Genomic DNA, 22,924 nt, shown 5'->3' with positions numbered 1-22,924 from the left:
ACCCGTTGTGAGAGACATCGTCATCGGCCTGCTGGCCGACCCCGACCTGCCCGCCGCGCTGGCCGAGCGGCTGAGCGCGGACCTGCCCGAGCGGCTGGGCGAGCCCGCCGCGACCGTCGACACGGCCCAGGACCCGTTCGAGTCGATGTACCCAGACCACGGCCGGTTGATGGACAAGGCCACCGAGCGCATCCGGGCCACCAGCTGGGACCTGGCCATCTGCATCACCGACCTGCCGATCCGCAGCGCGTCGGGGCCGGTGCTGGCCAGCGTGGACCCGGCAAGCCGGGTCGCGGTCGTCTCGCTGCCCGCGCTGGGCGGCGTCCGGCTGCTGAGCAGGCTGCGCTCGGTCGTGCTGCCGCTCATCCGCGCCCTGGCCGAGCGGCGCGTGCCGAGCGAGCTGCCCGGACTGCGGGTGCTCGCGCCGGACCCCGAGGACGGCACGGTCGAGATCGTCTGGCCGGGCCGGTTCCACCGCACCCGGCTGCTGGCCGGGATGGTCAGGGCGAACCGGCCGTGGCAGCTCATCCTCGGCCTGTCCCGGGCGCTGGCCAGCGCGATGACGGGCGTGGCGTTCGGCGTGCTCTACTCCACGATCTGGGCGCTGGCCACCGCGCTGCACCCGCTGCGGCTGGCCGCGCTCACCGTGGCGACGATCGCGGCGATGACGGTGTGGCTCATCGCGGGGCACCGGCTGTGGGAGTCGCGGTCGCGGGCGACGGTCGTCCCCGATCCGCAGGTCCGCCTCCGCAACGCCAGCACCGCCATCACGGTGGCCGTCGGCACGTTCGCGTTCTTCACGGCGCTGTTCGCCATCGCGCTCGCGGCCGTCGCGATCGTCGTCCCGCCCGCCTATCTGGAGACCACCCTGGGCCATCCGGTCGGCGTCGGCGATTACGTCACCATCGCGCTGATGGCGAGCGCGCTCGGCACCCTGGCGGGCGCGGTCGGCTCCGGGCTGGAGGACGACACGACCGTGCGCCTGGCCACCTACGGCTACCGCGAGCAGGAGCGCCGCGAGCGGGTGGAGGACTAGCCGCGCAGGACCTGGGCGAGCACGTGGATGTCCACCCCGACCAGGCTGTCGCGGAACACCCGCCGCTCCCCCGGCTCGACGTCCACATCGCACGGCACGACCAGCACCGAGCACCCGGCGGCGACGGCCGACGCGGTCCCGGTGGGCGAGTCCTCCACGGCGACGCACGCGGCCGGGTCCACGCCCAGCAGGCGGGCCGCGCGCAGGTACGGCTCGGGCAGCGGCTTGTTGAGCCCGTCCACCTCGTCGCCGCAGACGATCACGTCGAAGAACTCCCGGCCCACGGTGTCCAGGGCGATCTCGACCAGGGGCCGCTCGGTGGAGGTGACCAGGGCCGTCGGCACGCCGGAGTCGCGCACGGCCCGCAGCGCGGCCTCGGCGCCGGGGCGGAACCGCAGGTCGGAGCGGAACAGCTCGGCCATGCGCAGGTCGATCCAGGCCATGGCGTCGCGGATGTCGCCGGTGCTCGGCTCCAGGCCCGCCGCGCCGAACAGCAGCGCCATGGTGGTCGGGATGTTGGTCCCGGCCATGGCGGCCCTGGTCTCCGGCGACAGCCGCGCGCCGAGCTTCGCGGCGTACTCGTGCAGCGGGATGTCCCACAGCTTCTCGGAGTCCAACAGGGTGCCGTCCATGTCCCACAGCACGGCGGCGGGCGCGGTCAAACGGTCCTCCAACAGGTCAACGGGGGATTCTCCGCCGCAACGCTACCCGGACACGCGGCCTACGATCTCCCTCGGCGGCCGTTGGGTCGTAGTCTTGCGCGGTGACGAATGCGGAACCGCCCCCGACCGACACCCCGACCGCCCGGTCCGTGCTCGACGAGCCCGTCCTCGTCGCGGCCTTCGAGGGTTGGAACGACGCCGGGGACGCCGCCACCACCGCCATCGAGCACCTGCAGCTCACCTGGGACGCCACGCCGCTGCTCGAACTCGACCCGGACGACTACTACGACTTCCAGGTGAGCAGGCCCACCGTGCGCCTGATCGAGGGCGTCACCCGGCGGGTGGAGTGGCCGACGACCCGGCTGTCCGTGTGCCGCCCGCCCGGCTCCCGCCGCGACGTGGTGCTGGTCCACGGCATCGAACCCAACATGCGCTGGCGCAAGTTCTGCGGCGAGCTGCTGGGTCATGTCGAGGACCTCGGCGTCACCACCGTCGTCACCCTCGGCGCCCTGCTGGCCGACACGCCCCACAGCCGCCCGGTCCCGGTCACCGGCACCGCGTACGACGCGGAGTCGGCGGCCCAGTTCGGCCTGGAGCGCTCGCGGTACGAGGGCCCGACCGGCATCGTCGGCGTCTTCCAGGACGCGTGCGTGCGCGCGGGGGTGCCCGCCATCTCGATCTGGGCGGCGGTCCCGCACTACGTGTCGCAGCCGCCGTCGCCCAAGGCCACCCTCGCCCTCCTGCACCGCGTGGAGGAGGTCCTGGACGTGGAGGTCCCCCTCGGCTCCCTCCCCGAACAGGCCGAGGAATGGCAGCGCACGGTGAGCGAGATGGCGGAGGAGGACGAGGACGTCCGCAACTACGTCCGAGCCCTGGAAGAGCGCGGGGACGCAGAGGACACCCTCGGCGAAACGAGCGGCGAGACGATCGCCGCGGAGTTCGAGCGCTACCTCCGCAGGCGAGGCCCAGGCCGAGGCCACAGCGGCCCAGGCCCTACGGGCATCTAACGGGCCCGTGGCCCAGCCCACCCGGCACTAGCGGGCCCGCCCGCACCTAGGCCGCCCACGCGCCGCGCGGACCGCGCTCGCCCGGATGACCACATCATCCGGATGACGCGACCATCCGAACAGCTCGCGGACCCCCTCGCGCGCGTTCAGATGATGACATCATCCGGATGATGTCATCATCTGAACGCCCCTGGCAAGGCGGAGCGACGCACGTGCGACCACCGAGACGGCACGAAGCGCTGCAGGCGCAACCGCCACGACGGGGCGGGGCGCTACGGGCGTGGCGCTGAGAGGCGAGGAGCGCGGCCGGGCCGCTGGCGGATACCGCGCCCCGGCCGACCGAACCCGAGGGACCGGGACGACCGGCCCCGCAGCGTCGGCGAGCAGGGTCGCCCCGCACGATCGCCACCCAGGGCCGCCCCGCACGATCACCGCGCAGGGCCGCCGCGCAAGATCGCCCCGCACGATCGCCACCCAGGGCCGCCGTGCACGATCGCCACGCAGGGCCGCTGGGCCCGCCCCGGCAGGCAGGGGTCGACCTTTTAGATGTTCTCGCCATCCAGATGATGTCGTCATCCAGGTGAGCCAACATTCGGATGATGACATCATATGAGCTCATCATCCGGATGGTCAGATCATATGATCTGACCATCCGGAATCCGAGCGGCTCGGCTACAGGGCGATGCCCATCAGGGCGTCCACGGCGGTGCGGACGAGGGTGGGGGCGGTCTGGTCTTGGCCTACGCCCTGGAGGGTTTGGGCGGACCAGGCGTCGATCGCGGCTATGGCGGCGGGGGTGTCCAGGTCGTCGGACAGGTGGTCGCGGAGGCGGGCCACCAACGCCGCGCCGTCGGGGCCGGAGGGGCGGGACACGGCCTCGCGCCAGCGGGTCAGGCGGGCCTCGCCCTCGGCCAGCAGCTCATCGGTCCACGCCCGGTCAGTCCGGTAGTGGCCCGATAGCAACGCCAGGCGCACCGCCATCGGGTCGACGCCGTCGGCGCGGAGGCGGGAGACGAAGACCAGGTTGCCGCGGGACTTCGACATCTTCTCCCCGTCCAGCCCGATCATCGCCGCGTGGGTGTAGTGCCGGGCGAACGGGTGCTCGCCGGTCAGGCACTCCGCGTGCGCCGCGCTGTACTCGTGGTGGGGGAAGATCAGGTCCGAGCCGCCGCCCTGCAGGTCGATGCCCATGCCGAGCCGGTTCAGGGCGATGACGCTGCACTCGATGTGCCAGCCCGGCCTGCCCGGCCCGAGCTCGGAGTCCCAGCTCGGCTCGTCCGGCCTGGCCGCGCGCCACAGCAGGGCGTCGAGCGGGTGGCGCTTGCCCGGCCGGTCCGGGTCGCCGCCGCGTTCGGCGAAGTAGCGGGCCATCGTCGGCTCGTCGTAGTTGGACTCGTAGCCGAAGCGCCCGCCCGCGGTGTGGTCGAAGTAGACGTCCGGGAACTCCGGGTCGTCGACCCGGTAGGCGCTCCCGCCCGCGAGCAGCTTGGCGACGGCCTCCACGATCTCCGGAATCGACTCGACGGCCCCGACGAACGACGCGGGCGGCAGCACCCGCAGCGCCGTCATGTCCTCGCGGAACAGCGCCGTCTCCCGCATCGCCAGCACCACCCAGTCGTCCTGGTCGCGCGCGGCGCGCTCCAGCAGCGGGTCATCGATGTCGGTGACGTTCTGCACGTACCGGACGTCGTGGCCGTTGTCCAGCCAGACGCGGTGCACCAGGTCGAACGCCAGGTAGGTGGCGGCGTGCCCGAGGTGGGTGGCGTCGTACGGGGTGATCCCGCAGACGTACATGGTCGCGGTGGGGCCCGGCGCGGTCGGCCGGATCTCGCCGGTCGCGGTGTCGTGCAGTCGGAGGGGGCGCGGCGGCCCCGGCACCCGGGGCACCGGCTGGGAGAGCCAAGTCTGCATACATCGACAGTAAACGGCGTTCGTCCGATCAGGTGCGAGTTGGCCGGATGACGGAATTCGCACAGGGCCGAACGTGTGATGCCCGTTACATTGTCTGGCCGCCGTCAGACACTAGATGCGGGAGCCATCAACGGGAGGCGGGGAGACCATGACGACGGCGGACAACGGCACGACGGGGCGCTATCTGGTGCTGCTGCAGGACGACGCGGTCGCGGCGGGCACCAAGGCGCTGAACCAGGTCGCGGGCATCCGCGCGGCGAGCACGGCCGATGCGGGCGTGGACATGATGAGCTTCGACGCCAGCCAGGGGGTGGTGCTGCACCAGCTCGGCGTCGCGGTGGTCAACGCCGACGAGGAACAGGCCATGGCGCTCGCCCGCGCGGTGGTCGAGCCCGGCCCGATCGCGCTGCTGGAGCAGGAGCGCATGGTGTACGCGATCGCCGCTCCCGCGCCCGCGGAGGAGCCGACGGTCAGCGACGAGTCGGTGTTCACCTGGGGCCTGCAGGCCGTCGGCGCGCAGCTGAGCACGGCGACCGGCAAGGGCATCCGGGTCGCGGTGCTGGACACCGGCTTCGACCTCGCCCACCCCGAATTCGCCGAGCGCGAAATCGAGTCGAGCTCGTTCGTCCCGGGCGAGGAGGTCCAGGACGGGCACGGCCATGGCACGCACTGCATCGGCACGGCGTGCGGGCCGCGCGAGCCGTCGGAGGGCCCCGGCTACGGCGTGGCCTACGAGGCGGAGATCTTCGCCGGGAAGGTGCTGAGCAACGCCGGGTCCGGCTCCGACGGCGGCATCCTGTCCGGCATCGCGTGGGCGATCAGCAACAACTGCCCGGTCGTGTCGATGTCGCTGGGCGCGCGCACCCGGCCCGGCGACCCGTACTCGCGCACGTACGAGCGGGTGGCGGCGCGGGCGCTGGCCCAGGGCACGCTCATCATCGCGGCGGCGGGAAACGAGTCCGAGCGGCAGAATGGCGTCGTGGCACCCGTCGGACACCCCGCGAACTGCCCGTCGATCATGGCGGTCGGCGCGATCGACGCGCAGTCGAAGATCGCGCGCTTCTCCTGCGGCACGGTCGACAAGATCGGCGCGGTCGACCTCGTCGGGCCGGGTGTCGACGTGCACTCGTCGTGGCCGGTGCCGTTGCGGCACAATCGCATCAGCGGCACGAGCATGGCCACCCCGCACGCGGCAGGCGTCGCCGCGCTGATCGCCCAGGCGACCGGCGCGCGCGGGCTGGAGCTGTGGGCCCGCCTGACCCAGACGGCCCAGCGGCTGCCCCTGCCCTCGACCGACGTGGGCTCCGGCCTGGTGCAGGCCCCGTGAGCGAGGACCCCGTCGAGCGGGTGCTCGTCGTGCTGGCGGACTCCGGCCTGGCCCGGCTGCCCGAGGTGGTGGCCGGGCTGGAGGCCGCCGGTCTGCGCGTCGACGAGGTGCTCGACTCGGTCGGGGTCATCAGCGGCGCGGTCGCGGTGGACGCGGTGTCCGCCCTCGCCGAGGTCGATGGCGTGGAGGCGATCGAACCGATCACGACGTTCCAACTACCCGAACCCGGCAGCGACGTCCAGTAGACGGGAGGTGGAGCGCGGAGGCCACGACGCTCCACCCACCCAAGCCCAGCAACGCCGCCACCAGGCGGACACCGGAGGGCGCGTCACGACGTTCCGCCGCCCCAGCCGGGTAGGTGGGCGCGGGACCGAACTGCCATCACCAACCCCCAAGCCGGGCAGCAAGGCTGGCACAGGCGGGGCCACGATGTGCCACCTACCTCAGCCGAGCAGCGACACCCCGTGGGCGGACACCGGACCGAACCCGTCACTGCCCCGAGCCCGACAGCGACGCAGGCACAGGCGGGTCACCCCGTCCCACCTGCCCCAGCCGGGCAGCGATGCCCGGTGGGCAAGCGCGGGATCGAACCCGTCACCGTCCCCGAGCCCGACAGCGACGCAGGCACGGGCAGGTCGCCCCGTCCCACCTGCCCCAGCCGGGCAGCGATGCCCGGTGGGCGAACGCAGGATCGACCCCGCCCCCCAAGCCCGGCAGCGACGCTGGCTCGGGCGGGTCTCGCTGTCCCACCTGCCCGAGCCGTGCACGCGTTCAGGGTCCAACCCGGGCGGCCCGACCCGGGTCAGTGAGGCCCCCGAGCGGGCGCTACCTCCCCCGACATCCCCCCGATCAGGGGCTACAGGCCCGGCGGGCTTGGGTCGGGTAGGTCGCGGTGGTCGCCAGCGCGGACGGATCGGCGGATCTGGTCGATGTTCTCTCTCAGCAAGTCGCTGATCAGTTCGTCGGTGCGGGGGTCGGCCAGCATCTCCAGGACGACTCGGAGGACTGTGTCGGTGACGGTGCCGACTATCTCGTCGTGGAAGGGGAGGATCGAGAGCCTGCCCGCCTGCCGGTCCTGCTTGATCTTCTCCAGGACCATCGCGCGGATCTCGGTGCGGTTCTCCTCCAGCGCCGCGGCGACGTTGCGGGCGTAGTGGCCGGTGCGCAGCACCGAGACGACCTCGTCCAGGACCGCCACCGTCAGCGGCTTCTTGATCAGGTCGACGACGGGGTCGATCAGCGCGCCGCCGAAGCGGCCGAGGGCTCGGTAGGCCAGCTCCTCCCCCACCGAGCGGTTGACCGGCCTGCTCAGGCGGGTCAGGACGACGGCGATCCGCACCGCGCGCAGCAGTCGGAACGAGCGGAACGCCAGGTGGGCGACGGGGACCATGCCCACGACGTCGTACCAGTTGACCCGCAGGAACCGGGCCTGGAACCGGGCCGCCCGCCAGCGCCACAGGAACTCGATCAGGAAGACCGCGCAGAAGCCCCAGTCGATCCGCACGATCGTCTCGGCCACGTGCGGCGGCGGGTCGAAGAACGCCCGGTAGGCCAGCAGCCCGACCGACACCACGGCGAGCGCCATCATCAGCCAGTCGTCGAGGCTGACCCGGAGCTTCTTCGGCGAGCCCGTCAGGGAGACGACCATGGTGGGAAACGATCGCACGGCGCGCCGCCCCCGGCCACACCGGATGCCTCGCAGCCACCGGCCGGTTTGGGTACCCTGGCGTCGGCCGACCGGGGCCCCGAGAACCCGGTCGCCCGGAGGCAGCCCCATGACCACACGAGGTTTCGCGCACCACGCCCTCGTGTACAGCGACACCGCGGAGCTCGTCACCGAGTCGGTGTCGTACCTGCGCGCGGGGTTGGCCGACGGGGAGACCGTGTTCGCCATCGTCCCGCCCGCCACCGCCGACCCGCTGCGCGAGGCCCTGGGCGAGGACGGCACGGCCGTGCGGATCATCGACATGGCCGCCGTCGGCGCCAACCCCGCCCGGATCGTCCCCGTGCTGCGCGAGATCGCCGACGCCGCGGACGGCGGGCGCGTCCGCGGCCTGGGCCAGTCGTGGTGGCCGACGCGCAGCCCGGCGGCGACCTCGGAGGTCATGCTGCACGAGGCCCTGCTGGACATCGCCTTCGCCGACTCCGCGGGCTTCCGGCTGATGTGCCCGTACCCGGTGGACGGCCCGCCGTGGCTGGAGACCTGCCACCGGTCGGTGATCGAGGCGGGCGCCGAGCGGCCGAGCCGGTCCTACGACCCGGACCTGGCGACGGTCACCTTCAGCGCCGCCATGGACGACAACCCCGACACCGTCGCCGACGTCGCCCACTTCTGCCTCGACGACCTCCCCGAACTGCGCGACCTGGTGACGATCAGGGCGAGCGCGGCGGGCCTCGACCGCGACCGCGCCCTGGACCTCACGCTGGCCGTGAACGAGATCGTCACCAACAGCATCTGCCACGGCGGCGAGCGCGGCACCCTGCGCGTGTGGACGGAGCCCGACGCGATCGTGTGCGAGGTCAGCGACAGCGGCCACCTCGACTCCGCCCTGATCGGCCGGGTCGCCCCCCTGCCCTCGGTGCGCGGCGGCCGCGGTGTGTGGCTGGCCAACCAGCTCTGCGACCTGGTGCGCATCCGCTCCTGCCCCAAGCGCGGCACGGTCGTGCGGCTCTACATGCTGCTCTGATCAGCCCGCGTTGTTCCTCAGGGCTTCCAGGTAGCGGTTCATCAGGTGGTCCCGGACGGCCGTCGCCCGCCGGGGCGAACGCGTCCGCCGTGAGCCCCTCGGCCCGGTCGGCCAACCCGCCGAACACCGACAGGGAGTCGCGGATCCTGCCGTCGCTATCGATGTAGTGCACCGCATCGGTGTGCTGGAACGCCGGTGCGGGCGGCACCTGGGGGACGATGTCGTTGTTGTTGACGAACCGGTGCGCGCGGCCAGCGCGCCGCCGAGGCTGTGGCCGGTGAACCAGATCGTCTGGTCGTTGTCGCGGAACTCGGTGATCGCCTCGCGCACGGGCGGGTAGATCGACTGGAGCGCCGCGCCGAAGCCGTAGTGGATGAACCCCGTGCCGCCCGGCCCCGGCCACGGCGGGGTCGATGCGTCGGAGAGCCAGTCCTTGATCTTCCTCGGTTCGGTGCCGCGGAACGCGGTGACGATCATGCGGTCGCAGGCCGCGGTGAACGCCTGGGTGTCCTCCAGCGGGCGTCCTAGACCGCGGCCGGCGCACGCGCATGGCAGGCGGGAGGACAACCACCCGGAGGTGCGACGCCCAGCCGACGATCAGGGCGCCAGTTCGGCGATCGCGGTGCGGATTCGTTTGTCGGAGACTGAACCGGCGGTGCCGAGGGTCTGGGCGAAGTAGCTGATCCGCAGCTCCTCGATCATCCACCGCACCGCCCGCGCGCGGGGGGTGTCCTGGGCCCAGGTCGGGAGTCGGTTGAGGACCTCGTGGTAGGCGTCCTCCAGGTCCTGGACGATGTGCATCCACGTCCGGTCCCGGTCCGGGCGCTCGGGCAGCTTGTCCAGGCGGCGCTCGATGCCGTGCAGGTAGCGCTCGACGTCGGCGAGGCGGTCGAAGCCGGTGGCCGTGACGAAGCCGGGGAACACCAGGCCCGCCACCTGTTCGCGGATGTCGGCCAGCGGCTCGGTGAAGATCGGGCCCCGGGTGCGGGCTATGCGCTCGGTGACCGACTGCCACGCGGCCACGACGGCGCGGACGCGTTCGAGCGTGGTCAGGGTCGTCGGCACCAGTTCCCTGCGGACGGACTCGCGCAGCCGGGCGAAGGCCGCCTCGGTCCACGCCGGGCCGCCCGCTGCGGTGATCAGGTGGTCGGCCGCGCAGTCGACGCAGTCGGCGAGCAGGGCGTTGACGCTGCCGTGCGGGTTGTGCGAGAGCGTCAGCTTCGCCTGGTTCGACAGCGCGCGCACCACCTGTTTGACCGGGGACGCCACGCCCAGCAGGACCAGCCGCCGGGTGCCGAGCCACATCGCCTGCCGCTGCTCGGGCTCGGTGTCGAACATCCGCACCGCCACCGAGCCGCCCTCGTCCACCAGGGCCGGGTAGGCGGTGACGGACATGCCGTTCTGCGCGGTCCGCGCGACCTTCGGCAGCGAGCCGATCGTCCACTCGGTCAGCCCCGAGCGGGCGAGGTCGGTCGCGGCGGTCAGCGACTGCCGCAGCTTGTCCTTGAGCTGCTGCTTCAGCTTCTCCAGGTCCTTGCCCGTCGCCAGGGTCCTGCCGTCGTCGACGACCTCGAAGGTCGTGCGCAGGTGGTCGGGGACGGCGTCGAGGTTCCACGCGTCGCGCGGGATCGCCACGCCCGTCAGGGCTTTCAGCTCCCGGCCGACCGCGTCGGGCAGCGACGGCTCGTCGTCGGCGAGCCGGGCCGCGACGGCCTTGGCGAAGTCCGGGGCGGGCACGAACATCCGGCGCAGCTGCTTGGGCAGCGAGCGGATGAGCGCGGTGACCGCCTCGGTGCGCAGCCCCGGCACGGTGAGCGAGAACCCGTCCCCGGTGAGCTGGTTGAGCACGGCGATGGGCACCCGCGCGGTCACGCCGTCGTCGGCGCGGCCGGGCTCGAAGCGGTAGGTGAGCGGGAGGGTGAGCCCGCGCTGGGTCATGGTGTCCGGGAACGACTCCGGGGTGATGTCCCGCGCGGACTCGTTGACCAGCAGGTCCTTCGGGTAGGTCAGCAGGTCGGGCTGCTCGTGGCGGGTCTTCTTCCACCACGCGTCGAAATGGCGCGCGGAGACGACGTCGGCGGGGACGCGCTGGTCGTAGAAGGCGAACAGGGACTCGTCGTCGACCAGGATGTCGCGCCTGCGCGCCCGGTGCTCCAGCTCCTCGACCTCGCGCAGCAGCTCGCGGTTGGCGTGGAAGAACTTGTGCCGGGTCTGCCAGTCGCCCTCGACGAGGGCGTGCCGGATGAACAGGTCGCGGGCCAGCTCCGGGTCGATCCGGCCGTACTGGACCTTGCGGGAGACGACGATCGGCAGCCCGTACAGGGTGACCTTCTCCATCGCCACGACCGAGCCCTGGCGCGCCTCCCAGTGCGGCTCGCTGTAGGTGCGCTTGACCAGGTGCCCGGCCAGCGGCTCGATCCACTCCGGCTCGATGCGCGCGGCGATGCGGCCCCACAGCCGCGAGGTCTCCACCAGTTCGGCGGCCATCACCCAGCGCGGCGGCTTCTTCGCCAGGGCCGAGCCGGGGAACACTGCGAACTTGGCGTTGCGCGCGCCGAAGAACTCACGGCCCTGCGGGTCGCGGAAGCCGACGTGCGACAGCAGGCCCGACAGCAGCGCGATGTGGATATTGCGCGGCTCGGCCGGGGTGTCGTTGACGTCGATGCCGAGCTGGCGGGCCACCTGGCGCAGCTGCGAGTGGATGTCCTGCCACTCGCGCACGCGCAGGTAGTTCAGGAACTCGGCCTTGCACATCTTGCGGAACCGGTTGCCGGACAGCTCCTTCTGCTGCTCGCGCAGGTAGTTCCACAGGTTGAGGAAGGCGAGGAAGTCGGAGTCGGGGTCGGCGAAGCGGGCGTGCTTCTCGGCGGCGGCCTGCTGCTGGTCCTGCGGGCGCTCGCGCGGGTCCTGGATGGACAGCGCGGCGGCGATGACCATGACCTCGGCGACCGCGCCCGTCCTGCCCGCCTCGACGACCATGCGGCCCATCCGCGGGTCGACGGGGAGCTGGGCCAGGGTGCGGCCGATGGGGGTGAGCGCCTTGCCGTCGGCGGTGAGCGCGCCCAGTTCGTGCAGCAGGTTGACGCCGTCGGCGATGTGGCGGCGGTCGGGCGGCTCGATGAACGGGAAGTCCGCCATCTCGCCGAGGTCGGCCGCGGTCATCTGCAGGATGACCGACGCGAGGTTGGTGCGCAGGATCTCCGGGTCGGTGAACTCGGGCCGGGCGAGGAAGTCGTCCTCGGTGTAGAGGCGGATGCAGATGCCGTCGGCGGTGCGGCCGCAGCGGCCCTTGCGCTGGTTGGCAGACGCCTGCGAGATCGGCTCGATCGGCAGCCGCTGCACCTTGAGCCGGTTGCTGTAGCGGGAGACGCGGGCCGTTCCCGGATCGATGACGTACTTGATGCCCGGGACGGTCAGCGAGGTCTCGGCGACGTTGGTGGCCAGCACGATCCGCCGGTTGCGGTGCGGCTGGAACACCCGGTGCTGCTCGGCGGCGGACAGCCGCGCGTACAGCGGCAGGATCTCGGTGTCGCGCAGCTTGCGGGCGGCGAGGGCGTCGGCGGTGTCGCGGATCTCCCGCTCGCCGGAGAGGAACACCAGGATGTCGCCCGGTCCCTCGGCGCGCAGCTCGTCGACGGCGTCGAGGATGCCCTGCACCTGGTCGCGGTCGGGGTCGGCGTCGGGGTCCTCCGGGTCGACCAGCGGCCGGTACCGCACCTCGACGGGGTAGGTGCGGCCGGACACCTCCACGATGGGCGCGTTCCCGAAGTGCCGTGAGAACCGCTCGGGGTCGATCGTCGCGGAGGTGATGATGATCTTGAGGTCGGGCCGGTCGGGCAGCAGCCTGGCCAGGTAGCCGAGCAGGAAGTCGATGTTCAGACTCCGCTCGTGCGCCTCGTCGATGATGATCGTGTCGTACTGGCGCAGCAGCCGGTCGTTCTGGATCTCGGCGAGCAGGATGCCGTCGGTCATCAGTTTGACCAGCGTGTTCGGCCCGACCTGGTCGGTGAAGCGCACCTTCCAGCCGACGACCTCGCCGAGCTCGGTCCCCAACTCCTCGGCCACCCGCTCGGCGACGGTCCGCGCGGCGATGCGGCGCGGCTGGGTGTGCCCGATGTGGCCGGTCACGCCCCGGCCGAGCTCCAGGCACATCTTGGGGATCTGCGTCGTCTTGCCCGACCCGGTCTCCCCCGCGACGATCACGACCTGGTGATCGCGGATGGCCGCCATGATGTCGTCCCGCTTGGCGCTGACCGGCAGCTCCTCGGGATACCGCGGCACCGGCACCGCCGCCCGCCGCGCCGCGACCCGCGCCTCCGCCGCGACCACGTCGGCCTCGATGCGGCCCAGCACCGCCCGCCGCTTGTGCTTGTCCCGCAGCTTGCGGACACCGTCGAGCCGACGGCCGAGCCGGTCACGGTCGTGCGCCATCAACCCGGCCAGGCGATCGCGCAGGTCGGCGGGGGAAGCGTCGAGGTCGGTGCTCATCTCGCGTCAAGCCTAGGCAATGGCCCGGCGGCCGCTCATCCGGTTTCCGACCGGCCGGGGGACCGACCCGCGGTGGAGATCCTCGCCACCGCGGGCGCGGACCGAACCCGACGATCTCGCGCAGACGAACGGATGTTCTAATTCACACCGGTCCAGCAGGAGTCCTGAGAGGGAGTGGATGGTGTCGACCGATACCGAGACCGTGCCGGTGGAGCGTGCGCCCGAGATGAGCGGGTCCGAGCCATCGGCGACGCCCGACCCGGTCGCTGAGCCGCAGGCCGCCGAGTCGAAGGAGACCGTGGCCGCCGAGCCCAAGGAGGCCGCCGAGCCCAAGGCCGCCAAGAAGCCGCGGGCGGCCAAGGCGGTCAGCACCGCCAAGAAGACCCGCACCGTCGAGTTGACGCTGACCGTGACCGGGACCGCCGACGGCGAGTGGCAGGCCGAGCTGACCCAGGCGGGCAAGCGGGTCCTGCAGGGGCTCTCCGTCCCGGCGGCCGCCGTGTCGCGGGCGGCGGCTGAGCTGCACACCGACATCTCCACCGCCATCGAGTCGGTCCTGGAGACCGCTCGGGAGCAGCACCGCGCGCGGATGGCGGAGCTGGAGGAGGAGCTGAACAAGGTGAAGGCCGCGCTGGCCGAGCTCCAGGAGGGCTGACCGCCTGGGCGTCCTGCCGCGCCGGTGGCCTGGGCGCGGCAGGGCGCGTTTCCTGGGCGCGCCCGCCGGGTACCGCGTCCTCACCCCAGAGGAGAGGAGCGGACGCATGAGCGTCGCCGCGGACATGCTCAGGACCTACCCGAAGGACCTCGGCGGAGTCGACACCGCCAAGCTCGCCGCCTGCGTCGAGGCCTGCTTCACCTGCGCCCAGGCCTGCACCGCGTGCGCCGACGCCTGTCTGAGCGAGGACATGGTGGCGGAGCTGGTCAAGTGCGTGCGCACGAACCTCGACTGCGCCGACATCTGCGAGACCACCGGCCGCGTCCTGTCGCGGCACACCGGCTATGACGCCCATCTCACCCGCGCCGTCCTCGAAGCCTGCGCCACCGCGTGCAAGAGCTGCGGCGACGAGTGCGCGTCCCACGCCGACATGCACGAGCACTGCCGGACCTGCGCGGACGCCTGCCGCGCCTGCGAGCGAGCCTGCCGGGAGCTGCTCGCGGCCCTCGGTTAACCCCCTGCCCGCCCGCTTCTAGAGTGAGGGCCGAACAGACGGGCTAGCACGGCAGGGACGGCATGACAGGCATCGACGCGGACCGCCTCCAGACCTGCCTCCAGGTCCTCGCCGAGGTCGAGGCCCTGCCCGACGACCACCCGCACGCGGTCGCCGTGCGCAGGGCGACCGCAGGCATCTACAAGGCCGTGCGCAAGCAGCGCAAGGCCGCCAAGCGGGCCGCGGTGTTAGCCGCCGACCAGGCCGTGATCGCCGCGACCGCCACCGGGTCGCCCAAGCGCATCGACGACGAGACGCGCGGCATCCCGCTGGTGTCGAACGCCCCCGGCGCCGTCGCGGGCACGCTCATCAAGGCGGGCGCGTGCTACGTCTGCAAGCAGCGCTACACCGTGGTCGATGCGTTCTACCACCAGCTCTGCCCCGCCTGCGCGACCGTCAACCGGGCCAAGCGGGACGCCGGGACCGATCTCACCGGGCGCACGGCGCTGCTCACCGGCGGCCGCGCCAAGATCGGCATGTATATCGCCCTGCGTCTGCTGCGCGACGGCGCGCGGACGACCATCACCACGCGCTTCCCCACCGACGCGGTGCGCCGCTTCGCCGCCGAGCCGGACAGCGCGGAGTGGCTGCACCGGCTGCGCGTCGTGGGCATCGACCTGCGCGATCCCGGCCAGGTGGTCGCCCTGGCCGACCTGATGGCCGACGAGCCGCTGGACATCCTGATCAACAACGCGGCCCAGACCGTGCGCCGCTCCCCCGCGGCCTACGCGCCGCTGATCGCCGCGGAGAGCGCGCCGCTGCCGTCCGGGCCGCTGCCGGAGATCGTCGCGCTCGGCCGCGCGGACCGGGCGCACCCGGTGGCGATCACCGGGATGGTCGCGCCCGCCGAGGTGACCGCCAAGGCGCTGACCGCGGGCACCGAGGACGGCATCGACGCGGGCGGCCTGGTGCCCGACCCCGATCCGGTGAACAGCTGGACCCACCGGGTGCACGAGGTGGACCCGGTGGAGCTGCTCGAGGTGCAGCTCTGCAACCAGACCGCGCCGTTCATCCTGGTCAGCAGGCTGCGCCCGGCCATGAAGCGCTCCACGGCGCGGCGCAAGTACGTCGTCAACGTCTCGGCCATGGAGGGCGTGTTCGCCCGCGGCTACAAGGGTGCGGGGCACCCGCACACCAACATGGCCAAGGCCGCGCTCAACATGCTCACCCGCACCAGCGCCGACGACCTCTACCGCGACGGCATCCTGATGACGTCGGTGGACACCGGCTGGATCACCGACGAGCGCCCGCAGCCGACCAAGGAGCGCCTGGCCGACGCGGGGTTCCACGCGCCGCTCGACCTGGTGGACGGCGCGGCGCGGGTGTACGACCCGATCGTGCGGGGCGAGGCGGGAGAGGACCTCTACGGCGTGTTCCTCAAGGACTACCAGCCCGCCGCGTGGTGATCAGCCCGGCAGCTTGACGACGGTCACGAAGAATTCGTCGATCTTGCGGATGACCTCGATGAACCGGTCGAAGTCCACCGGCTTGGTCACGTACGCGTTGGCGTGCAGCTCGTAGCTGCGCACGATGTCCTCCTCCGCCTCGGAGGTGGTGAGGACGACGACCGGGATGGAGCGCAGCGCGGCGTCGGACTTGATCTCGGCGAGCACCTGGCGGCCGTCGAAGCGGGGCAGGTTCAGGTCGAGCAGGACGAGGTCGGGGCGCGGGGCGTCGGCGTAGGAGCCCTCCCGGCGCAGGAACTGCACGGCCTGCTCGCCGTCGCGGACGACGTGGAGCGAGTTGCGGATCTTGTAGTGCTCGAACGCCTCGCGCGTCATCAGGACGTCGCCCTCGTCGTCCTCCACGAGGAGGACGTCAATGGCCTTCAAGTCCGCTTCGCTCACTGGGTTTCCTCGCTCCGATCCGGTGTGGGGGGCGCCTCGGCGTCCTCGGCGTCCAGCGTATCTGGCACCGGGAGGGTGAAGCGGAACCGCGTCCCGGAAGCGTACTCCTGGTCCAGCCAGATCCGGCCGCCGTGATACTCGATGATCTTGCGGCACATGGCCAGCCCGATGCCGGTGCCCGGGTACTCCTCCTTGCCGTGCAGGCGCTGGAAGATCACGAACACCCGCTCGGCGTACTCGGGTTCGATGCCGATGCCGTTGTCGCTGACCGAGAACTCGTAGAAGTCCCCGTCGCGGACCGCCTCGACGCGGATGCGGGGCAGCTCCTCGCCGCGGAACTTCACCGCGTTGCCGATGAGGTTCTGGAACACCGCGGTCAGCAGCGCCGCCTCGCCGCGCACCACGGGCAGGTCGCCGACCTCCACCTCGGCGCCCGCGTCCTCCAGCGCGTGGGCGAGGTTGACCTTCGCCTGCTCGACGATGTCCGCGGCGGACAGCAGCACGTGGTCGTTGACGTGCCTGCCGACCCGGCTGAACGCGAGCAGGTCGTTGATCAGCACCTGCATGCGCTTGGCCCCGTCGACGGCGAAGCCGATGTACTGGTCGGCGCGCTCGTCGAGCTGGCCCTTGTAGCGGCGTTCGAGCAGCTGGCAGAAGCTGGCGACCTTGCGCAGCGGCTCCTGCAGGTCGTGCGATGCCACGTAGGCGAACTGCTCCAGCTCGCTGTTGGAGCGGGCCAGGTCCTCGGTGCGCAGGTCGAGCTCGGCGTTGATCTCCCGCTGGGCGGCCAGCTCGTCGAGGATGCGCCTGCGCATGGAGTCCACGCCGTCGGCGAGGGTGACGATCTCCTGCGGGCCGGTGACCTTGGGCGCGTGCTGGAAGTCCCCGTCGGAGACCCGCCGGACCTGTCCGGCCAGGCTCGTCAGCGGGCCGACGACCGCGCCGCGCAGCACCAGGGTGAGCAGCACGAAGATCAGCAGGAGGACGACGGCCACGGCGACCGACACCACGACGACCCGGTTCGTGGCGCGGTCCAGCGCCTCCCGGCTCTCCGCCCGCACCCGCTCCAGCCCGGCCTGCAGCCGGTTGGACGCGCCGCGCACGGCGTCGAAGCGCTGCTTGGCGGCCTCGGTGCGCTCGGGCAGGGGTTTCTGCGGCTCCTCGACGTCGGCCTGCACCAGGTCGATGACCGGGGTGGCGTACTCCTTGCGCCACAGCGAGATGTGCCAGGCGACCCGTTCGAGCTCGGCGATCAGCTCGGCGTGCCCTCGGACCAGCTCGCGCAGCGAGGTGACCGCGTCCTCCTGCCTGCCGATCCCCTCGTGGTACGGGTCGAGGAAGACCGGGTCGGCGGTGAGCACGTAGCCGCGGACGCCGCTCTCCTGGTCGAGCAGGGCGTTGTCCAGGCGCAGCGCCTCCTGCACGGCCGGGTCGATGCGGTCCACCAGCTGGTGCTGGTTGTCCGACAGCGAGGCGATGGCCAGCGCGCCGATCACGATGGACGTGACGCAGATGGCGATGGCCGCGCCGATGGTGACGGTGATCCACTGACGCAGCGGCCAGCGGGGGCGGCGGCGCTCAGGCATCCGCGACCCTGGTCAGCATGAGCGCCGCGACGTCGTCGACCAGGTCGCCCTGGTTGAGGGCGCAGACGGTGCGCACGAGGTCGTCCAGCAGCGACGCGCGCCAGTCCCCGCCCGCGGCGGCGAACTGGCCCGCCATCTCGGCCAGCCGCTCGGGCCCCAGCCGCTCGGCGCCGGAGCCGATGCGGCCCTCGATGAGCCCGTCGGTGAACAGCAGGACCGACCACTGCGGGCCGAGCTTCACCGTCTGCGCCTCCCAGCTGGCCTCGTCGAGCACGCCGAGCGGGATGCCGATGGGCGCGCTGAGCAGCGCGGCGCCGTCCGGGGTGAGCAGGACGGGCGCGGGGTGGCCCGCGATCCGCAGGTCGGCGGTCTCGCGGTCGGCGGAGACCGACAGCGTGCACAGGGTGGCGAACAGCCCGTCGAGGTGTCTCTCGTGGACCAGGACGCGCTGCATCGCGTCGAAGACCTCGTCCACCGGCCTGCCCGCCAGCATCATCGTGCGCCAGGCGACCCGCAGGTAGACGCCGAGCGCGGCCTCGTCGGGGCCGTGGCCGCAGACGTCGCCCACCATGGCGTGGACCGTGCCGTCGTCGGCCTGGACGAGGTCGTAGAAGTCGCCGCCGAGCAGGGCGCGCTGGCGGCCGGGCTGGTAGCGGAAGTCGGCGCGCAGCCGGGGGTCGTCCAGCAGCGGCGAGGGCAGCAGGCCGCGCTCCAGGCGGGCCTTCTCCATCGCCAGCAGCCGCTCCTCGCGCAGCTGCCGCTGCATCTCCTCGGCCTTGACGCGGCCGACGGCATACCGGATGACCCGGGCCAGCAGGTCGGGGTCGACCTCGCCCTTGAGCAGGTAGTCCTGCGCGCCCGCGGCCACGGCGGCGACGCCGAGCTGGGCGTCGGAGCGGCCGGTGAGCACCACGACGGCCACGCCGTCGGGGTCGTCGAGCAGGCGCAGCGCCTCAAGGCCGGTGGCGTCGGGCAGGTCGAGGTCGAGCAGCACGCAGTCCTGGCCCGCCAGGTTGCGGCGCGCCTCGGCGACCGTGCGCACGGTGGTGAGCCGGACCTGGGCGTCGCCGTCGGCCAGCAGTTCCTTCACCAGGAGGGTGTCGCCAGGGTCGTCCTCGACCAGCAGAACGCTGACAAGGTCGCGCGCGGCCACGGACACATCCATCCACCCGACTCCACGGTGCACTCACACTGGCGCTGACAAGGCGTTGCGATCGTAGTCTCCCGCAGCCCGCCCGCCATCGCGGGACGCGCGGTCGTACCCGCTCAGCGTGGTGGTTCGCGCACTTGACGCACAACCCCCGCCCGTCCGGCCCACCAGGCGGGCGTCGGCAAGACTGGGCCGGTGTTCGGCGACTGGCTCCCCGGGATCGACGCGCTGCTGTCCGTCGGCCGCTCAGCGACCCCGGCCGGGGTGCTGGAGAGCGCCGTGCGCGTGGCGGCCGACCGCATGCGCGGGCGCGTGGTGACCGTCCGGGACGTGCCGATGACCGTCGTGGACCTTGCTGTGTCCACCGACACGGTCGGGTTGGCGCAGGGCCGGATCAACGAGGTGCGGTTCGCCGCCCGGGACGTGGCGTGGCCGGGCCTGCCGGTCGACGCGCTGACGGTGTGCGGGCGCGATGTGCGCTTCGGCGGTCCGCTGTCGACGCGCGTCGTGATCGGGTCGGTCGGGCTGCGGGTGTCGGTGTCCGCCGAGGCGATCGCGAAGCCTCCCCTGGCGCTGGAGGTGGTCGACGGCCGGTTGTGGGTGCGGAAGAGCCCTTGGCCGGGCGCGCTCCAGGTGGAGCCGGAGGTGGCCCACGGCGCGCTACTGGTGCGGCCGGTGGCGGTCCGGGCGGGCAGGCTGCGGGTCCCGGTGACCCGCCCCGCGATCCCGGTCGCGCTGCCCGACCTGCCGCCGAACGTGCGGATCACCGGCGTCACCGTGACCGAGACGGGACTCGACGTCGAGGGGACCGCGGTGGACTGGCGCGACCGGCTCTCCGGCACCCCGCTGACCGAGCTGCTCGGCCTGCTGACCGCCGCGGCCACGACGTTCACCGTGGGAGCGCGGCCTGCCGGTTAGCCCGCAGCAGCCCGAGGACGAGCACCGCGAGTCCCGCCACCGCGAACCCGGCGATCATCCGCTCCACGAGGCCGAGCGGGACGAACCGCCACCAGCTCACCCCGCCCATGGCCATGTTGACCACGCCGACGACGATCGTGCCGAACCAGGCCAGCGAGACCGCGCTGAGCGCGCGGGTGAGCAGCCGCCAGCCCGCGGCGGCCGGGAAGACCGCGCCCGCCGCCGCCATCACGGCCACCGGCAGCGACAGGAAGGCGGCCACGCTGGCGTAGCGGTGGATGGTGCCGCCCAGGCTCGGGCCCACCGACCAGTCGGTCTTGGTGAAGACGACCACCACGACCAGGCTGGCCGTCCACACCGCGCCCATCACGACCGCGAAGCGGCCGTGGCCGCGGCGCAGCAGCTCGGCGAACACCAGCGCCGACCCGAGGGCGATCAGCACGACGGCCAGGTCGAAGGCCCACTTGCTCTCGCCGAGCGCGTACTCGCTGAGCGTGCGGCGCACCGGGCTGATCCCGCTGGTCGGCGGGAGCACGTGCAGGGCGAGGAACACCATCACGCCCGCGAGCAACGAGGTCAGTCCGAGCAAGGGAAGCCTGCGGTCCACGATCGGCAAGGGTAGGCAACCACCCTGAAAAACCGCTGTGAACGCGCTACCGGTCGGTCTCGTCCTCGAACTCGCCGAGGATCTCCTCCAGCAGGTCCTCCATCGCCGCGAGGCCGACCACGGCGCCGGAGCCGCCGCGCACCAGGCACAGCTGCGCGCGCCGGGCGCGCATCTCCGCGACGGCCTCGGCCGCGGTGCGCTCGGCGGGCAGGACCAGCGCCTCGGTCATCAGCTCGCGGGCGGTGGCGCGGCGTCCGGCAGCCTCGGCGCGCACGGCCTCGCGGACGTGGACGATGCCGAGCGGGTCGGCGTCGGGCCGGCCCGGGTCGAGCACGACGAGGCGGGAGCGGCCGCTGTCGCGGCTGGCCGCCTCGATCGCGGCCGTGTCGGCGTGCACCGGGACGGTGACGAGGTCCGCGCGCGGGGCCATCACGTCGGCGACGCGGATGCGCCGCACGTCGAGCACGCCCGCGAGCATGCGCGCCTGCTGGTCGGGCAGCAGGCCGTGCTCGTACGACTCGCGCAGCAGCATCCGCAGGTCGTCGGGCCCGTGCGCCTGCGCGACGGTGTCCTGCGGCTGCACGTTGACCATCCGCAGCAGCGCGTTGGCCATGCCGTTGAGCCAGCGCAGCAGCGGCTTGGTGATGGTGGTGAACGCCCGGAACGGCAGCGCCAGCAGCAGCGCGGAGCGCTCCGGGTGCGAGATCGCCCACGACTTCGGCGCCATCTCGCCGATCACCATGTGCAGGAACACCACCAGGGCCACGGCCAGCACGATCGCCACCGCGTCCGCCCAGCCCGACGACAGGCCGACGAGGTCGAACAGCGGCGCGAGCAGTTCGGCGACGGCGGGCTTGGCCAGCGCGCCCAGGCCGAGGGTGGCCAGGGTGATGCCCAGCTGCGCGCCCGCCAGCATCAGCGACAGGTGCCGCGCGCCGTCGACGGCGGCCCTGGCCGCCCGGCTGCCGCCCGCTGCCATCTCCTCCAGCCGGTGCCGCTTGCTCGCCACCAGGGCGAACTCGGCGGCGACGAAGAACGCGTTGGCCGCCAGCAGCAGCACCGAGACGGTCAGCGCCCAGCCGAGGCTCATGCGGGCACCTCCGAGTCGCGGACCGTGATCATGACCTGGGCGGGCACGTGCCTGCGCACGTCGACCACCTCGATCACGGCCACCCGGCGCGGGGCCGGTTCGTCGGGGTCGGTCTCCGGCAGGGCCGCGGGCACCTCGACGCGGTCGCCGGGCCGGGCAGTGCGGCCCAGCCGCTCCAGCACGAGGCCGCCGACGGTGTCGTAGTCCGGGCCGGAGGGCAGCTCGATGCTGGTGGCCTCGGCGATCTCGTCGACCCGCCAGCGGGCGGGCAGCGACCACGAGCCGTCGGGGTTGGCCACGGCGGCGGCCTCGACCGCGTCGTCCTCGTCGAGGATCTCGCCGACGACCTCCTCGGCGACGTCCTCGAAGCTCACCACGCCCGCGAAGCCGCCGAACTCGTCGACGACGGCGAGCTGGCGGTGCTCGGCGCGCAGCCGCTCCAGCACCTCGGGCAGCGGCAGGCTGTCGGGCAGGTACAGCGGCGCGGCCGCGATCTCGCCGACCGTCACGGCGGCCCGGTCGGCGGGCGGCACGGTCAGCAGCTCGGCGAGGCCGACCACGCCGACGACGTCGTCGACGTCCGCGCCGACGACCGGGAACCGCGAGCGGCCGGTGTCGAGCAGCTCGACCACGCGCGCGGCGGGCTCGTTCGCGCGCAGCGTGTGGACGTCGACCCTCGGGGTCATGACCTGACCGGCGACCAGGACGCGGAAGTCCAGCCCGCCCTCCAGCAGCCGGGAGGTGCCCTCGTCGAGGGCGCCGCCGCTGCGCGACTCGTCGATGATGCCGCGCAGGTCCTCCGCCGTCGCCCCGGACGGCAGCTCCTCGATGGGCTCGATGCCCACGGCGCGCAGCAGCCGGTTGGACGCGGCGTCGAAGAGGCGGATCAGCGGGCCGAACACGGCCAGGTAGATCAGCGTCGAGCGGGCCAGGGCCCGGGCCAGCGCCTCGGCCTTGGCGATGGCCAGGTTCTTCGGCGCCAGCTCGCCCAGGACCATCTGCACGCCGGTGGAGAACAGCAGCGCGATGACCACCGACAGCGCGGTGGTCACGCCGCCGGGCAGCCCGGTCGCGCCGAACGCCTCGGCCACGCCGCGGCCGAGGAGCGGTTCGGAGACGTAGCCGACGAGCAGGGCGGTCACGGTGATGCCGAACTGGGCGCCGGAGAGCATGAACGACAGGCGCTCGGTGACGCGGTAGGCGCGTTCGGCGACCTTGTCGCCCGCCTGGGCCGCGCCGCGCAGCCGGTTGCGGTCGACGGCGACGTAGGCGAACTCCTGCGCGACGAAGTAGCCCGTCGCGGCGGTGAGCAGGACGATGGTGGCGAGGCCGAGCAGGATCAACACGGCGGGACCGCCGCGGGGTGCCGGGTGCGACCCGGCGCGGTACTGCAGCCTTCC

20 protein-coding genes are annotated in these 22,924 nt (G+C 72.7%); 9 read left to right on the top strand and 11 right to left on the bottom strand.

The window, feature by feature from the left end; translation table 11 throughout:
• The first annotated feature begins 7 nt into the window (after positions 1-7).
• Positions 8-1,036: a hypothetical protein gene (locus IEY98_RS28900; RefSeq protein ID WP_189213837.1), complete on the top strand. Its 1,029-nt coding sequence runs from the start codon at positions 8-10 to the stop codon at positions 1,034-1,036.
• On the opposite strand, the gene IEY98_RS28895 is transcribed toward IEY98_RS28900, so the two are convergent.
• On the bottom strand, positions 1,033-1,668 hold the full coding sequence (locus IEY98_RS28895; protein WP_189213967.1) for an HAD family hydrolase: 636 nt from the start codon (positions 1,666-1,668) through the stop codon (positions 1,033-1,035). The two genes, IEY98_RS28900 and IEY98_RS28895, sit on opposite strands and share 4 nt — an antisense overlap.
• A 131-nt stretch (positions 1,669-1,799) precedes the next feature.
• Between IEY98_RS28895 and IEY98_RS28890 the strand changes: the two genes are divergently transcribed.
• Positions 1,800-2,705 (top strand): PAC2 family protein, encoded by a 906-nt coding sequence (locus IEY98_RS28890; protein WP_258907471.1) that lies wholly within the window; start codon positions 1,800-1,802, stop codon positions 2,703-2,705.
• 672 nt (positions 2,706-3,377) lie between these two features.
• Here IEY98_RS28890 and mshC read toward each other — a convergent pair.
• Positions 3,378-4,616 (bottom strand): cysteine--1-D-myo-inosityl 2-amino-2-deoxy-alpha-D-glucopyranoside ligase, encoded by a 1,239-nt coding sequence (gene mshC / locus IEY98_RS28885; RefSeq protein WP_189213836.1) that lies wholly within the window; start codon positions 4,614-4,616, stop codon positions 3,378-3,380.
• Positions 4,617-4,764: 148 nt separating this feature from the next.
• Between mshC and IEY98_RS28880 the strand changes: the two genes are divergently transcribed.
• Together IEY98_RS28880 and IEY98_RS28875 are read left to right on the top strand one after the other, a co-directional pair.
• Positions 4,765-5,943, top strand: coding sequence for a S8 family peptidase (locus IEY98_RS28880; protein ID WP_189213835.1), 1,179 nt, complete (start codon positions 4,765-4,767; stop codon positions 5,941-5,943).
• Positions 5,940-6,188 (top strand): ketohydroxyglutarate aldolase, encoded by a 249-nt coding sequence (locus IEY98_RS28875; RefSeq protein ID WP_189213834.1) that lies wholly within the window; start codon positions 5,940-5,942, stop codon positions 6,186-6,188. The genes IEY98_RS28880 and IEY98_RS28875 overlap by 4 nt, the downstream gene beginning before the upstream one ends.
• Positions 6,189-6,799: 611 nt before the next feature.
• On the opposite strand, the gene IEY98_RS28870 is transcribed toward IEY98_RS28875, so the two are convergent.
• Complete coding sequence (locus tag IEY98_RS28870) at positions 6,800-7,591, bottom strand: ion transporter (RefSeq protein WP_189213833.1); 792 nt, start codon at positions 7,589-7,591, stop codon at positions 6,800-6,802.
• 127 nt (positions 7,592-7,718) lie between these two features.
• On the opposite strand from IEY98_RS28870, the gene IEY98_RS28865 reads away from it, so the two are divergent.
• Positions 7,719-8,630: an anti-sigma factor RsbA family regulatory protein gene (locus IEY98_RS28865; RefSeq protein ID WP_189213832.1), complete on the top strand. Its 912-nt coding sequence runs from the start codon at positions 7,719-7,721 to the stop codon at positions 8,628-8,630.
• Here the strand turns inward: IEY98_RS28865 and IEY98_RS28860 are convergent, their stop codons facing one another.
• Positions 8,631-9,107, bottom strand: coding sequence for a lipase family protein (locus tag IEY98_RS28860; protein WP_229787662.1), 477 nt, complete (start codon positions 9,105-9,107; stop codon positions 8,631-8,633).
• 120 nt (positions 9,108-9,227) lie between these two features.
• The gene (hrpA, locus tag IEY98_RS28855; RefSeq protein ID WP_189213831.1) at positions 9,228-13,118 is read right to left on the bottom strand and encodes an ATP-dependent RNA helicase HrpA; all 3,891 of its coding nucleotides are present in this window, start codon (positions 13,116-13,118) and stop codon (positions 9,228-9,230) included.
• Positions 13,119-13,344: 226 nt separating this feature from the next.
• On the opposite strand from hrpA, the gene IEY98_RS28850 reads away from it, so the two are divergent.
• The 3 genes from IEY98_RS28850 to IEY98_RS28840 all read left to right on the top strand — a co-directional run bounded on the left by IEY98_RS28850 (position 13,345) and on the right by IEY98_RS28840 (position 15,732).
• A complete protein-coding gene (locus IEY98_RS28850) occupies positions 13,345-13,773 on the top strand; it encodes a DUF6319 family protein (protein WP_189213965.1) in 429 nt (142 codons plus the stop codon).
• A gap of 106 nt (positions 13,774-13,879) precedes the next feature.
• Entirely contained in the window at positions 13,880-14,287 is a 408-nt protein-coding gene (locus IEY98_RS28845; RefSeq protein WP_189213830.1) for a four-helix bundle copper-binding protein, read from the top strand.
• A 62-nt stretch (positions 14,288-14,349) separates the two neighbouring features.
• Entirely contained in the window at positions 14,350-15,732 is a 1,383-nt protein-coding gene (locus IEY98_RS28840) for an SDR family NAD(P)-dependent oxidoreductase (RefSeq protein ID WP_189213829.1), read from the top strand.
• Here the strand turns inward: IEY98_RS28840 and IEY98_RS28835 are convergent, their stop codons facing one another.
• The 3 genes from IEY98_RS28835 to IEY98_RS28825 are packed head-to-tail and all read right to left on the bottom strand — an operon-like array spanning position 15,733 to position 18,924.
• Complete coding sequence (locus tag IEY98_RS28835) at positions 15,733-16,173, bottom strand: response regulator (protein ID WP_189213828.1); 441 nt, start codon at positions 16,171-16,173, stop codon at positions 15,733-15,735.
• Positions 16,170-17,759, bottom strand: coding sequence for a sensor histidine kinase (locus IEY98_RS28830; RefSeq protein WP_189213827.1), 1,590 nt, complete (start codon positions 17,757-17,759; stop codon positions 16,170-16,172). Before IEY98_RS28830 ends, IEY98_RS28835 begins: the two co-directional genes overlap by 4 nt.
• The gene (locus tag IEY98_RS28825) at positions 17,752-18,924 is read right to left on the bottom strand and encodes a PP2C family protein-serine/threonine phosphatase (RefSeq protein WP_189213826.1); all 1,173 of its coding nucleotides are present in this window, start codon (positions 18,922-18,924) and stop codon (positions 17,752-17,754) included. Before IEY98_RS28825 ends, IEY98_RS28830 begins: the two co-directional genes overlap by 8 nt.
• Positions 18,925-19,104: 180 nt before the next feature.
• Here IEY98_RS28825 and IEY98_RS28820 point away from each other — a divergent pair, with 180 nt between their 5' ends.
• Positions 19,105-19,827, top strand: a complete 723-nt coding sequence (locus IEY98_RS28820; RefSeq protein WP_189213825.1) for an LmeA family phospholipid-binding protein — start codon at positions 19,105-19,107, stop codon at positions 19,825-19,827.
• On the opposite strand, the gene IEY98_RS28815 is transcribed toward IEY98_RS28820, so the two are convergent.
• From IEY98_RS28815 to IEY98_RS28805, 3 genes are read right to left on the bottom strand one after another with little or no spacing between them, the layout of a single operon-like run.
• Positions 19,799-20,434, bottom strand: coding sequence for a DUF998 domain-containing protein (locus tag IEY98_RS28815; protein WP_229787660.1), 636 nt, complete (start codon positions 20,432-20,434; stop codon positions 19,799-19,801). The two genes, IEY98_RS28820 and IEY98_RS28815, sit on opposite strands and share 29 nt — an antisense overlap.
• Positions 20,435-20,480: 46 nt before the next feature.
• Positions 20,481-21,524 (bottom strand): hemolysin family protein, encoded by a 1,044-nt coding sequence (locus IEY98_RS28810; protein ID WP_189213824.1) that lies wholly within the window; start codon positions 21,522-21,524, stop codon positions 20,481-20,483.
• Positions 21,521-22,870 (bottom strand): hemolysin family protein, encoded by a 1,350-nt coding sequence (locus IEY98_RS28805; RefSeq protein ID WP_189213823.1) that lies wholly within the window; start codon positions 22,868-22,870, stop codon positions 21,521-21,523. The genes IEY98_RS28810 and IEY98_RS28805 overlap by 4 nt, the downstream gene beginning before the upstream one ends.
• Positions 22,871-22,924 lie beyond the last annotated feature (54 nt).

This window comes from Actinokineospora fastidiosa (genome assembly GCF_014648415.1).
Lineage (GTDB): Bacteria > Actinomycetota > Actinomycetes > Mycobacteriales > Pseudonocardiaceae > Actinokineospora > Actinokineospora fastidiosa.
The sequence above is the reverse complement of the archived record's forward strand: the minus strand, read 5'-3'. Positions and strand labels throughout refer to the sequence as shown.

What these genes read in the sequence shown, in the direction of transcription:
- IEY98_RS28895 (WP_189213967.1), bottom strand. Translation starts at nt 1,668, where the DNA reads ATGGACGGCACCCTGTTGGACTCCGAGAAGCTGTGGGACATCCCGCTG.
- mshC (WP_189213836.1), bottom strand. Translation starts at nt 4,616, where the DNA reads ATGCAGACTTGGCTCTCCCAGCCGGTGCCCCGGGTGCCGGGGCCGCCG.
- IEY98_RS28880 (WP_189213835.1), top strand. Translation starts at nt 4,765, where the DNA reads ATGACGACGGCGGACAACGGCACGACGGGGCGCTATCTGGTGCTGCTG.
- IEY98_RS28870 (WP_189213833.1), bottom strand. Translation starts at nt 7,591, where the DNA reads ATGGTCGTCTCCCTGACGGGCTCGCCGAAGAAGCTCCGGGTCAGCCTC.
- IEY98_RS28865 (WP_189213832.1), top strand. Translation starts at nt 7,719, where the DNA reads ATGACCACACGAGGTTTCGCGCACCACGCCCTCGTGTACAGCGACACC.
- IEY98_RS28860 (WP_229787662.1), bottom strand. Translation starts at nt 9,107, where the DNA reads ATGATCGTCACCGCGTTCCGCGGCACCGAACCGAGGAAGATCAAGGAC.
- hrpA (WP_189213831.1), bottom strand. Translation starts at nt 13,118, where the DNA reads ATGAGCACCGACCTCGACGCTTCCCCCGCCGACCTGCGCGATCGCCTG.
- IEY98_RS28850 (WP_189213965.1), top strand. Translation starts at nt 13,345, where the DNA reads ATGAGCGGGTCCGAGCCATCGGCGACGCCCGACCCGGTCGCTGAGCCG.
- IEY98_RS28845 (WP_189213830.1), top strand. Translation starts at nt 13,880, where the DNA reads ATGAGCGTCGCCGCGGACATGCTCAGGACCTACCCGAAGGACCTCGGC.
- IEY98_RS28840 (WP_189213829.1), top strand. Translation starts at nt 14,350, where the DNA reads ATGACAGGCATCGACGCGGACCGCCTCCAGACCTGCCTCCAGGTCCTC.
- IEY98_RS28830 (WP_189213827.1), bottom strand. Translation starts at nt 17,759, where the DNA reads ATGCCTGAGCGCCGCCGCCCCCGCTGGCCGCTGCGTCAGTGGATCACC.
- IEY98_RS28825 (WP_189213826.1), bottom strand. Translation starts at nt 18,924, where the DNA reads ATGGATGTGTCCGTGGCCGCGCGCGACCTTGTCAGCGTTCTGCTGGTC.
- IEY98_RS28810 (WP_189213824.1), bottom strand. Translation starts at nt 21,524, where the DNA reads ATGAGCCTCGGCTGGGCGCTGACCGTCTCGGTGCTGCTGCTGGCGGCC.